Genomic DNA, 11822 nt, shown 5'->3' with positions numbered 1-11822 from the left:
TCCCGTTAATGCGCGACGAAGACTTCCACGCGCCGATTGCGGGAACGACCTTCCGCTGTACCGTTGTCCGCGACAGGTTGTGTATCGCCCTTGCCGACGGCCGCGATGCGATTAGCAGGCACGCCGTGCGCCTTCAATACGTCGGCGACGAACGCCGCACGCTTTTCCGATAACGCGCGGTTGTCGGGAAACTCCGCGGTATGAATCGGCTGATTGTCGGTGTGCCCGGTCACCGTGACATGGCCGCCGACCCGCGCGACCTCCTGTGCCACCCTGGTCAACACCGGGTCAAGTTCCGGGCGAATGCGGCTTTGCCCCGGAAGAAACACGTAGTCGCCACGGAACACGACCCGGCTGCTGCTGTCGTTCTCTTCGACCAGGACCTGGCCGCGAGCGATCTCATCCTTCAGCAGAACGGCCAGGCGCAAGCGCTCGTGAACGACCGGAGCCGCGACCTTGATCGGCGCTCCAATCGCGAGAATCTTCGCTTGCAGCGCATTGCCTTGCGCCAGAAGCCGATATTCGTACCAGGCGAACAGCGCGAACACGCATAGCGCGGCGACGCCCGCCGTCGCCCAGACCGGGACGCTTTTCAGCAGCCGCATCCTGCCCGGCGCCTCGCCGCGCCAATGCGGCGACAGTTCGAGCCGCAGCGTGTCGCGCGTGCCGCTGATGAGCGTCAGCATCCGCTGCCGGATCTGCTCCAGATGACGTGAACCGTCCGCGGCAACGCTGTAGCGTCCCTCGAATCCCAGGCTGAGAATGCGATACAGCACCTCTAGGACGTCGATGTACTCCTGGGGGTCGGTTGCCATGCGGCCGATCAGCAGGAAGAATTTCTCGCCACCGTCCACTTCTCCTTCGAACTTCAGCAACAAACCCCGCGCGGCCCAAATGCCACCGCTCCCCCAAAGCGTGCGGTTGGCGGCTTCGTCGAGCGCGGTGCACAGCGCATAACGAACAGCCGCCACGTGTTTCCACGGCAAACCTGCCTTGTCGCAGACCTTCTGGAAGGCGGCGACCTCACGCACCAGCAGCGAGCGCAAGCTCGCGACCGCGGCCGACGAATCGAGCGAAGCCGGCATGTCCGCCAGCATGCGCAACAAAGGCTGCGCGGCTTCACGCAACGGATTGCGCGCGGTCTTCATGCGCTCGAGACGCGTCTGCACGTCTTCCGGCGGATCGAAGGCAGCCGCATCGACGACCGGTTCCTGATTGGCGACGGCCGCGGTTGCGGGACGCCCAGCGGGCAATGCAGACGGCTGGCTCTGGCCAGAAGCGGAGTTGTCGGGGTTCAGCAGAAAGTCGAACGCATCATCCCCGTATGCGCCGGTACTCATTTTTGACGCACGCCCCACAGTTCAAGCTTGAGTTCCGGGAAGTGTCCGGCGACATGCATGGCGAGCCCTCCGTGCCGTGCAATCTGTTCCCAGAACGGTCCGGTACGCGACAGTTCGAAATAGATAAAGCCCGAGTTGAACGGAATCTGACGCGGAGGAACCGGCAGCGCGGCTATCGTCAGACCCGGCAGGTGCGAACGGATCAATTCCGGCAAGCGCTGCGGATGGCTGATCTTCGTCTGGGCAAGAAACTGCTGCTGCAGCAATTCGGAAGGCATCTGCGCGCCCACCGCGAGCACGAGGCTCGAATAGCCAGCCAGTTCGTTCGGCAACATCGCGGCCGTACGGATGCCGTGCGCCTGCTCCGTAAGCGCAATGGGCTGCGCACCGCGAATCAACACCTGGTTCAGCAGATAGTGAACCTCCTCGACGAGCGGCCTGATACTGCCGTAGAGCTGCGCGTGGTCATAGCCTGGAGCGGGCCGCGGACGGCGCGTTTGCGGACGCACGAACGTCGAAAGTTCGCCCGCAAAAAGGGCGAGCTCGCGATACAGGTTGACCGGCGCTGTCTCCTCGAGCTGGCAAATATGTTCGAGCAGCGGCTCATAGCGATTGAGCACCTGGAGCAGCAGATAGTCGGCCACTTCGGCCGCCGCGCCCGAACGGCCATCGGCACCTGACAGTCGAGCGGCGAGCGCGTCGGCGCGTAGTCGCGCGAGGCCGTGCAGTTGCATCGCCCATTCGCGCAGCAATGGATTCGCGCCGTAACCGGTCACGGGCGGAATGTGGTCGGTGCTGTGCAGCGACACGGCGCCGTCGGCGTGCAGTGCCTTCACGCGCGTCAGCGCAATACCGATCCAGGACTGTGTCAGCTCCTTCTCCGGCAACAGCCGCAGGCGCAGATTCGACAGTTGGACGGGCTTCGGACCTTGGCCGATTGCATTGCTGTCGCGCAGTTCGGTGTCGTACGCATGGTAGCGGGCCAGCGATCCGCTCTGCTCGGTGAAGGCCGTTTCCTCGGTATTCGGCAGGCGAAGCGGGATCGCCAGGTAAATCACCTGGTTCTGATGCTCCGGTCCGATCGTCAGTGGCGGCGGAGGCTGCGTCAGCCCCGGCACCTCGAACGGCGTGCCGTCCGGAAATACGCCGAGCCCGCTCTTGAACACCAGCTTGCCGAACGCCAGCGATTCCTGATCGATTTCATAACGGCTGAAGCCCCAGAAAAAGGGGCTCAGCGGCGCACTGCGGCGATGCGCGAACGACTCGAAATACCGCTCCTGCTGCTGAAACAATTGCGGGCGCAGGAAAAGTCCCTCGCTCCAAACAACTTTGCTATACCAACTCATCGAAATTAGTCTGACTTTGAAATCGAAACAGTGCGCTGGTCAAGCTGGATCGTCAGCTTCTGTTCCTTGTCTGGAAGAGCCATCCTGTACCATGCGGCGTCGGGCGCGACTGGCAACCGGTACACCGCGCGCCAGACTGATTTCCCGAGATCCCGGTAGCCGGCCAGCACGCCAATTGCGGTAGTGGCGGGGTTCGACTTGCGGACGATCTCGCGGGTGTCGCCGGGACGCAGGATGAATTCGTCGACGATCAGCGCGTCGTCGCCAAGGATTTTTTTGTCGTCGCTTTGTAGCGTGAAAAAGTCGGCGGTTTGAAACGCCGTGGGTGACTTCAGTTCGTAGATCCGCACGAGGATCGGCGCCGCCGTTCCCCACTCGTTCGGATTGACGTTCTCGTTTGCCGCGACCTGAAGCCGGAGGGTCGTTCGCTCCTTGATAACAGGAGCCGGCGTGCTAGCGCAGCCGGAGAACCATGCGCTCACCCCGCTTAGAGCCAGCCAACCCCCGATGCGCAGCCATATCGCGAAGCGGGAAAAAAAGATCGAAACCATCTGACGGTATCAAGGAGATCTCGCACGTCGCCCTGAATAAACCAGGATGCCTGCATCCAGCCCGGCATCCTGGCTAACAGCCTTGACACGGTCCACCGGACAACAGAGTGGTGGTGCCAGGATTCAGGAATCTGTGCGACTTCAGGCTTTATTCTTCTTGATATCGAAGGTCGCCGTGATCGCACCGCCGCTGCCGCCTTGCGCGTTCTGCACTACATATTGCTGCTTCAGGCGAGCAAAGGACAGACTCACCGTTTCGCGCGGGCGTGATTCGCTGTCGCTGACGCCGGACGGATGCACCGAGGTAACCAGCACGTCGCTCATCGTGAATTTGATGTACTCGAGCGGATTGCCGCCGGCCTTGCGCACGACCAGCTTCGCTTCGTCGATGTGCTTACCGGTGAGGCAGTATTGCGTCAGGTTGGGCGTTGCACGATCGATGAAATGCTCGAACGTGAAGTCTTCGACCGTAGCCCGGCCGGCGCCACCGCCGGAACCAACGTGCATATTCGATTGCTGCGTAACGCCCCACTCCCAGCTCAGAACGTCGATTTCATCCTTGTGGTTAGCGTCTGCCGACTCACCATCAATCCCGTTAATCTTGAGAAAGATGTCTTGCGCCATAAAAGTACTCCTTGGTACACGTTAGTTTTGAGTTGCTCAATGAAAGCCAGGCATATTTAGTGAGCGCCTGTCCGTCGCTCAATCACCGCAATCACCGCATAAGCGGTAGACGCCGGATCAGGCGGCTTCCTTCACAAGCGGCAGCTTCGCGACGAGACGCAGAGAAACCGTCAGACCTTCGAGCTGGAAATGCGGACGCAAGAAGAATTTCGCCTGGTAATATCCCGGATTGCCCTCGACGTCCTCGACGACCACTTCGGCCGCCGCCAGCGGTCGACGCGCCTTGGTTTCCTGCGACGAATTGGCGGGATCGGCGTCGACATAGTTCATGACCCATTCGTTGAGCCACTGCTGCATTTCGTCGCGCTCCTTGAATGCGCCGATCTTGTCGCGCACGATGCACTTCAGGTAATGCGCAAAGCGCGAGCATGCGAACAGATACGGAAGACGCGCCGATAGATTCGCGTTCGCAGTCGCGTCCGGATCGTGGTACTCGACTGGTTTCTGCAACGATTGCGCGCCGATGAACGCCGCGTAATCAGTGTTCTTGCGATGGATCAGCGGTATGAAACCACTCTTGGACAATTCCGCTTCGCGGCGGTCGGAGATTGCGATTTCGGTCGGGCACTTCATGTCGATCCCGCCGTCATCCGTCGGGAACGTGTGACACGGCAGGTTTTCAACCACACCGCCGCTTTCCACGCCGCGAATCAGCGTGCACCAGCCGTAGTTTTTGAACGAACGGTTGATGTTCACCGCCATCGCGTAGGCTGCGTTGGACCATACATAGCGTTGATGATCCGCGCCGTCGGTCGCCTCTTCGAAATTGAATTCATCGACCGGATTCGTCTTGACGCCGTACGGCAGACGCGCAAGGAAACGCGGCATTGCAAGGCCGATGTAGCGCGCGTCTTCGGAACTACGCAACGCGTTCCAAGGCGCGTACTCGAGGTTTTGCGTAAAGATCTTCGTCAGGTCGCGGGGGTTCGCGAGTTCCTGCCACGAGTCCATCTGCAGTACGGACGGCGCCGCGCCGGTAATGAACGGCGCATGCGATGCTGCCGCCACCTTTGCAATTGAGCCCAGCAAGTCGACGTCGGCCGGTGTGTGATCGAAGTAGTAGTCAGCGACGAGACAGCCGTACGGCTCGCCACCCAACTGCCCGTACTCTTCCTCGTAGATTTGCTTGAAGAACGGACTCTGGTCCCACGCAATCCCCTTATAGCGCTTCATCGTGCGGCGCAGGTCGTCCTTCGACACATCCATGAAGCGGATCTTCAGCTTCTCATCCGTTTCCGTGTTCGCGACCAGGTGGTGGAGTCCACGCCACGCGCTTTCAAGACCCTGAAAATCTTCATGGTGGAGAATCAGGTTGATCTGTTCGGATAATTTGCGGTCGATCTCCCCAATAATCGACTCTATGTTTTTGTACGCGTCGTCGGACACCGTTGCCGATGTAAGCAGCGCTTGCTGTGCGAGCGTTCGAACAGCTCCCTCGACAGCGTCGCGCGCGCGCTCCGTTTTGGGCTTGAATTCGCGCGACAGGAGTGTATTGAAATCGGACTGATTGGTCACGCTCGCCGTTGCCTTGGCGCGCGTATTCGCTTGGAGTTCGGCCATCATTTCCCCATTGTTTCAGGCTGTGCTTTCGTGCGGAAAGCAAAAATCATTCGTCGGTCACCGGCTCGCCGGTGGCTGCCGCCTCAGGTTTCGGCGCCTTGGCGAGCGCTTCGAGCAATGCAGGGTCTCTCAACACCTTGCTGACCAGGTTTTCCGCGCCACTCTTGCCATCCATATACGTTTGCAGATTGGCGAGCTGCGTACGCGCTTCCAGTAATTGCGCGAGCGCGTCAACCTTCTTCGCGACGGCTGCGGGAGAGAAAATCGTCCATGCTTTCGAACGTGATATCGACCATCAGCTGACCTTCGTTCGTCAGCGTGTTGGGCACCGCGAACGCGACACGCGGTTTCATGGCCTTCATTCGCTCGTCGAAGTTCTCGATGTCGATATTGAAGAACTTGCGATCGCCGACGGCGGGCAACGGTTCGAGCGGCTTGCCCGACAGGTCGGCGAGGACGCCCATCACGAACGGGAGCTCGACTCTCTTATCCGAACCGTAAATCTCGACGTCGTATTCGATCTGGACGCGAGGAGCACGATTCCGTGCGATGAATTTTTGAGAACTGGTAGAAGCCGACATAGTGCTCTGAGGTTATCGCTCGATAAAATAAGAAGCGGTGACACCGCTCCTTCTCACTTAAGAAATCTGCAATCCGGTGATGTTATGTCTCGAAGCAGCGTGACGATATGGGCGGATGCCCAAAATTCGGATTCGTTTTCGAGAACGAATGACAGGTTTGATGTGCCACGATCGCAAGCAGCTGGAGGGATACCCGCGACGAGTACTTTTATTGGGTCCCTGAATCGGGAATAAGGGCAATTTCGACACGACGATTCATCTCGCGGCCCTGACTATTTTCATTGCTGGCAATCGGCCGCGTGTCGCCATATCCCTGAATGGCGAAACGTGTGATGGGCAACGAAGCAGTGTTGACGAACCAATCGCGGATGGCCTGTGCTCGTGCCTCGGACAGCTTCTGATTCGCGACGCTGGGACCCATGTTGTCGGTGTGACCCGCGATGAGAATCCGCTTGCCGGGATTCGCGCGAATCAGATCGAGAACGCCCTTGAGTTTCGGCTCCGCACCTGGCTTCAGCACCGTCTTGCCGCTGTCGAACAACAGGAAGTTGTCGATCGTCACAGCAAGCGGCGGCGAATGCGCGGCAATCGATAAAGAATGCGATGCGGCGGTCACGCGTTCAAGCGCGACTTGGAATTGCTTGCCCTGATACAGTCCCCAGCCGAGTCCGGTCGGCACACCGTTGCTCGCATAGCGAGCCAGATCGGCATGAGCTGCGGGTATATGCGTGTAGACCTCGAGGTCGTTGGCGACTCGCGCGACCAACCTGCTGTTCGTCCATGCTGAGACCCCGATCGATACCATCAGGACGACGGCCGACGCAGCAACCGCGTGCAGCATTGCGGAGTACGGCCGGTCCCGCTCGCTCTTCGAGACCCGGAAGCTCACGTCCCGCGCAATGGGCGTGAGTAAAGGTAGAGACAGCGGCTTCGGCTGCGCCTTCGGCGTCATCAGCGGCGGTCGCAGCGTGGTTTTACCGGTTAGCCATCGCGACCAAGCGCCGGGACGCATCGGCGGGTGTCCGATATCGGCCAGCAGCAAGCTGCGCAGCGAGAACGGCGCGGTGTTCGAGAGCGACGAAAGTATCGATATCAGCGCCGCATCTTCTAGCCAGTCGAACACTGCGTGTCCCAGACCGATTCGCGACACACGTTCCGGGTGTGCGACGGCGAGCCATGCCTGGTCTAGCTGTTGCCTGAGTGCTTGCACATGTTGCCGCGCAGTTGCGGTCGCGGGTGGCATTGCCGATAGACTAATTGCATCGCCGAACCAGACCGGTTCCGCTGGGTGGTCGCCATTCGCGCTGAGATACGCGTAGATCGCGAGATAGCAAGGTAATGCGAACGCCCGGGGACCGGTGCTTGCGGCGATTTCATGCTTCCAGCGGGTAAATTCGCGGCGAATCACCGCGTCGTCACACTCAGCGTCGGGAACAACGGGCATCAACACAGCATCGGGCGGACGTCGATACGACTCCATCACCGTAGCGAACACGCTGGACAGCTCCCCGGGTGACGTGACATGGAACCACACGGCATCACCGTTACGGCGCAGTGTGGATGACTGGCCATCGCGTGCAAACAACGCACCGGCATGCGGCCCGACGACAAGAACGATCGCTAAGTCGCGCATGTTCCCGAGCTGAACGTTCTGGTCCTCTTGGGGCGGTTTCGATCGCCCGTAAGTTGGCAATACCGCGGTGCCCACCGCCGTCACCAGAACAAGGCTAAGCACGACGGGCCACGACGGTTGAAGAGCGAGCGGCAAACACAGCCATATCAGGCCGACAACGGCGACAGCAATCCAGATCAGCGCCGCCCGGTAGCTGTTAGAGGAAATCATTGCGTACTCTGCCGGGACGATGTTTCAGGTAGATCACGTATCGCAATGTCCAGGCTAACGCCCAGCGCCGCCCATAGCGACGCGACGGCAATCGCGCCAGCAATGAGCCCGCCGGCGGTCCTGCGTGAAAGTGAGATGCGTGATCTGTTCGCCGGCCGAAGCGAATTAGACGGTGACATGGCGGTCTCCGGTGCGTAGGGTGTGGACAACACCGCCGTATCACATCTACGCCAGTTCAACGCCGATTTCGCACGCTCCAAATATGCGTTTGCGTCTCCCCGTCCGCCGTCGAAGCCCAGCCCCAGCAACATGCTGTAGAACTCGAGTCCAGCGAGATCCCGGCCGCCGCCATCCACCACCGCTTCGATCCGGTCCCAAACCAATGCAGCGCCATCGCGCACGCGATGAAAACGCATCTCGAGCGAGTCATGCAACCATTCTTCGTGCTGGTTGGAAGGCAATGCATGCAACGTCAGTTCATCCAGCAGAACGCACTGTGCGAGGCTGACTTCCTGGATATCCGTTGGCGGAAAATTCCGATCCTGCATTTCCTGCTGCAGCGTCTCGACCAACGTGCTACAACGCGCGCGCCAAAAAGGAATAGCCGGCATCTGCGCGCCGTCCGACAGCAGTGCTGCATGCAACGCTGTCGCTCGCATCAGCGCGACTGTTGAATCAAACATCATATAAACGTATGCGCGCCGACACCCTCAGGGCATTTCGACGACATAGGTGACGAACGTACTCACAGTGCCAGCCGTGGCTCGCCCCGTTGCGTAGTAGCTGGCAATGAAATCCACCGGCGTCGGATCCGTGGACGCGATCGGAATGACTTTCATCGTGGATCGGTCGCCGACCTTGATCCGCGATCCGTCCGCATTCGCCAGCATGACCTGTACATTCTTTGCCGATGTCGTGCCGCTCGCGTTCTGTAATTCCAGATTTCCCGTATTGGGATCGGTCGACGAACCGCTCTCGAAATAGACGCGCGCATCCGTCACGCCGCTAGGGCATTGGATCGTGATGGTGAAGATCTTTGAGCCATCCGCCACTCCGGCCCTCGGCAGCGATTGCGTCGAAAGCCTCGGCAATGTGACCGTCATATCGGGCGAACTGACCAGCGAACACGTCGTCGCGTTGTAGGTGCCACTAAAATTGAGCGTGACCGCAGGCGAGCCTTGCGCTTGTACGCAAACTGATCCCAACAGCGCACCCGCGAACAACCCGGCGATGGGTCCGGCAATCCGAAAGTATCTGCAAATATTTTTCATTTTCTGACCTCCACTGTCGGCGGATTCATCCGAGCCGCATTGCTGGAGCTGACCGGGCATCCGCCTTCGCCTTTCAGCGAAGCGAACTGACAAGCGCCGCGCCCGCTGAACGCCGCGCGACAGGCTTTGCCGGCGCGGACCATACAAGCGCTGGATCACAGCTCAGTTTGATGCGCGCAACGATCCCCGCGTGATGACTACTCTGCGCCTTGTCGTCGTCCGGCACCGTGTAGGGCATCACGCACTGCTCCGCTGCGCGGTTGCCCCAGCGCACCAGCAGCTTGCCTTCATGCTCGAGGCCGCGCAGATACGCGAGACCGCCCTGACCGACGATGCCCACCGATTTCTCGGATTCATCGAACAACTCGGCGCCCATCGGCATGGCTTTGCCTTCCCGATCCATGACCTCGGCGAAGATCGGCGTGCCCTGCGTGGTCGCAATCTTTACTTTCACCAGCGAGTTTGCGCGCGGCACGACTTCCTCACTCGTGTTGCCCAGTTCAACGTCGAGCGGCACGTCGCTCGGATCCAGCGCGACCGTGTTGACCCGGTATGGCGTCAACGAAGACACAACCGCATAGCCGTGGCCGTCGATTCGCGCGCCCTGGCCATTGATAATCCGGCCACCCTCTGCGCCTTTCGCTTCGACGAGCGCAAACGCCTGACCGAGTGGCGGGCTCAGCGTGACGCCGCCGCTGTGAATGACGACTGCGCCGTCGGCGTTGAACGCGGCTTGACGAGTCTGATTGCTGATCGACGCATTGAGGTTGTACGTACCGAACGGCGCGCGATACATTGCGTAACCGCCTGCGGAAACGGTTCGATTGTCGCCGGCGACGATCCTCGATGCGTTGACACCGTAGTTGATCGGCGTGGCTCCGGTCGTGTTGCCCGACGCAGTGGCCTGTATCGTGCTGTCCCCGTTCGAGCTGCGCGCAACGTTGGTGGTCAGATAGTCGAACATACGATGCTCGTTCGAGTCGACCTTACCGAGCGGAATCGTCAGGTTCAAGCCAACCTGCGTGCTGATCTTCGAGTTTTGCAGGCGCGTGCGTTGCGCATACAGCGAGTAGGACACCCGTTTGTACGCGCTGTTGAAGCCAACCTGATACTGCAGATCGTAGCCCTTCGACGCGCCCCAGTAATTCTGCGAACTGCCGGCGATATAAAAAGAACTCGACTCGCCGATTGGCTGGTTGATGTTCAGTTGCAGACGACTGCGCGTGCGGTAGTCATACTGACCCATGTCTCTCGAGCCATATCGCGCGTACATCGCGTCACGCAGGCTATAGAAGCGTGCGGTCGAGTAGCGGTAGGCCGCAACCGAGAAATTCGTGTTCGGCCCCGGAAGAAGCTTGCTGTAGCTGATGCGGGTACTGTAGCCGGGACGACCACCCGACGCGCCGGGAATATTCGTTCCCGCCGCGGTTATGTCAAACGCGAATGCGCCGAGCGGCGTGTTGAGCGCGACACCGACCAACCCAGCCCAGTAACCTTCCGCAAACTGTGCACCGGTATAGCCGGTCCACAGGTTTGTCAGGCCGCGCTGATAAACCGCCTGCGCGACCCACGGATGGCTATCCAGCACGGTATCGCGATAGACACCGGTCGTCAGATTGAAACGTGAAACACCTGGCCGCAACAACTGCGGGACTGACGCGAACGGAACCAGAAAAGTCCGCTGGCGGCCGTCGGATTCTGCAATAGTGACCTGAAGGTCGCCGCCATAACCGGTAGCCGGCAGGTCGCTCAGTTCGAACGGTCCCGGCGGCACGCTGGTCTCGGCCACGATGATGTTGTTCTGACGGACGATGATGCGTGCATTGGTATCGGCCACGCCACGCACTACCGGTGCGTAGGAGCGCATGGAATCCGGCAACATGCGGTCGTCGCTCGAAAGCTGGACGCCACGCACGTTGAACGAGTCGAAGACGTCACCGCTCGTCGAGCTGTCGCCGATCGTCAATTGACTCTTGAGCGCCGTGACATCGTGCTGCGCGAACAACGCGACACTTTGCCAATGCGCGTCGGGACTCCGGTTCTGCAAGCTTGCCGTGGCCCACTGCCGGATACGCCAGCCGTTCACGTTGAATCCGCTTTGCAGACCGAGGTAGGCACTGCTGAAGTCTCCCCTCCCATTGTTCTGGTGAGTCGTATAGCTGGCGAGACTGTATTGCACGAAGCCTGCGTTGATCCCGTTGTCCCAACGGGACGGATCGACATAACCGGCAGCCTCCTTGCGCAGTTCGATCTGTGGGATCGACAGATCGAGTTGCAGATCGGCGGTGTTCAACGATGCCAGCGATCCGGATACGGCTTCCGCCAGCGGCACGCATTGCGATGACGCATCCGTATCGTCGACGTCGGCCTCTCCGGCTTCCTTTAGCCGTTGGATCACGCGTTCGGTATCTATGCCAGCCCGGTCCATGCTGGATATCGTGAAGCAGGGCCTGGCGATATCCGAATCCGGCATCGCCTGAAAAACAACATCGAAGCGTCCACGCTTCTTACCATTGACGAGCAGTTCGACCGGATAAACGCCCGGAGTAACAGGGTTACCTCGCGTATAGCGCGACAGGTCGGCGACGTTGCCCGTGAAGAACGCGGGATTGAACTCGACTTCTTGCGGAGCTTCCACAGACGGCG

At 60.0% G+C, this 11822-nt stretch carries 9 protein-coding genes and 1 pseudogene; all 10 read right to left on the bottom strand.

Translation table 11 applies throughout. From position 1 onward, the window contains the following. Positions 1–5: 5 nt before the first annotated feature. The 10 genes and pseudogenes from tssL to QFZ94_RS37480 all read right to left on the bottom strand — a co-directional run bounded on the left by tssL (position 6) and on the right by QFZ94_RS37480 (position 11814). Positions 6–1340: a type VI secretion system protein TssL, long form gene (gene tssL / locus QFZ94_RS37525; protein WP_429463008.1), complete on the bottom strand. Its 1335-nt coding sequence runs from the start codon at positions 1338–1340 to the stop codon at positions 6–8. After that, complete coding sequence (gene tssK / locus QFZ94_RS37520) at positions 1337–2686, bottom strand: type VI secretion system baseplate subunit TssK (RefSeq protein ID WP_429463006.1); 1350 nt, start codon at positions 2684–2686, stop codon at positions 1337–1339. The genes tssL and tssK overlap by 4 nt, the downstream gene beginning before the upstream one ends. A gap of 5 nt (positions 2687–2691) precedes the next feature. Next, on the bottom strand, positions 2692–3237 hold the full coding sequence (tssJ, locus tag QFZ94_RS37515) for a type VI secretion system lipoprotein TssJ (RefSeq protein WP_429463005.1): 546 nt from the start codon (positions 3235–3237) through the stop codon (positions 2692–2694). A gap of 141 nt (positions 3238–3378) precedes the next feature. Then, entirely contained in the window at positions 3379–3861 is a 483-nt protein-coding gene (locus QFZ94_RS37510; RefSeq protein WP_429463004.1) for an Hcp family type VI secretion system effector, read from the bottom strand. A gap of 117 nt (positions 3862–3978) precedes the next feature. After that, positions 3979–5481 (bottom strand): type VI secretion system contractile sheath large subunit, encoded by a 1503-nt coding sequence (gene tssC / locus QFZ94_RS37505; RefSeq protein WP_429463003.1) that lies wholly within the window; start codon positions 5479–5481, stop codon positions 3979–3981. Positions 5482–5527: 46 nt separating this feature from the next. Continuing rightward, positions 5528–6062: pseudogene (gene tssB, locus QFZ94_RS37500) on the bottom strand (type VI secretion system contractile sheath small subunit). A 208-nt stretch (positions 6063–6270) separates the two neighbouring features. Next, entirely contained in the window at positions 6271–7905 is a 1635-nt protein-coding gene (locus QFZ94_RS37495; protein ID WP_429463002.1) for an OmpA family protein, read from the bottom strand. Then, positions 7902–8588, bottom strand: coding sequence for a DotU family type IV/VI secretion system protein (locus QFZ94_RS37490; protein WP_429463001.1), 687 nt, complete (start codon positions 8586–8588; stop codon positions 7902–7904). Before QFZ94_RS37490 ends, QFZ94_RS37495 begins: the two co-directional genes overlap by 4 nt. Positions 8589–8615: 27 nt before the next feature. Further along, positions 8616–9176: a fimbrial protein gene (locus QFZ94_RS37485; RefSeq protein WP_429463000.1), complete on the bottom strand. Its 561-nt coding sequence runs from the start codon at positions 9174–9176 to the stop codon at positions 8616–8618. A 73-nt stretch (positions 9177–9249) separates the two neighbouring features. Beyond that, positions 9250–11814, bottom strand: a complete 2565-nt coding sequence (locus QFZ94_RS37480) for a fimbria/pilus outer membrane usher protein (RefSeq protein ID WP_429462999.1) — start codon at positions 11812–11814, stop codon at positions 9250–9252. Positions 11815–11822: the final 8 nt, after the last annotated feature.

The sequence above is a fragment of the Paraburkholderia sp. JPY465 genome, from assembly GCF_050436725.1.
GTDB classification, from domain to species: Bacteria; Pseudomonadota; Gammaproteobacteria; order Burkholderiales; family Burkholderiaceae; genus Paraburkholderia; species Paraburkholderia youngii.
Note: the sequence above shows the minus strand (reverse complement) of the source record. Positions and strands in the feature narration are given on the sequence as shown.

Excerpts from the sequence above, each read along its gene's own strand:
- tssJ (WP_429463005.1), bottom strand. The coding sequence starts at position 3,237 with ATGGTTTCGATCTTTTTTTCCCGCTTCGCGATATGGCTGCGCATCGGG.
- QFZ94_RS37495 (WP_429463002.1), bottom strand. The coding sequence starts at position 7,905 with ATGATTTCCTCTAACAGCTACCGGGCGGCGCTGATCTGGATTGCTGTC.
- tssK (WP_429463006.1), bottom strand. The coding sequence starts at position 2,686 with ATGAGTTGGTATAGCAAAGTTGTTTGGAGCGAGGGACTTTTCCTGCGC.
- tssC (WP_429463003.1), bottom strand. The coding sequence starts at position 5,481 with ATGGCCGAACTCCAAGCGAATACGCGCGCCAAGGCAACGGCGAGCGTG.
- QFZ94_RS37490 (WP_429463001.1), bottom strand. The coding sequence starts at position 8,588 with ATGTTTGATTCAACAGTCGCGCTGATGCGAGCGACAGCGTTGCATGCA.
- QFZ94_RS37510 (WP_429463004.1), bottom strand. The coding sequence starts at position 3,861 with ATGGCGCAAGACATCTTTCTCAAGATTAACGGGATTGATGGTGAGTCG.
- tssL (WP_429463008.1), bottom strand. The coding sequence starts at position 1,340 with ATGAGTACCGGCGCATACGGGGATGATGCGTTCGACTTTCTGCTGAAC.
- QFZ94_RS37485 (WP_429463000.1), bottom strand. The coding sequence starts at position 9,176 with ATGAAAAATATTTGCAGATACTTTCGGATTGCCGGACCCATCGCCGGG.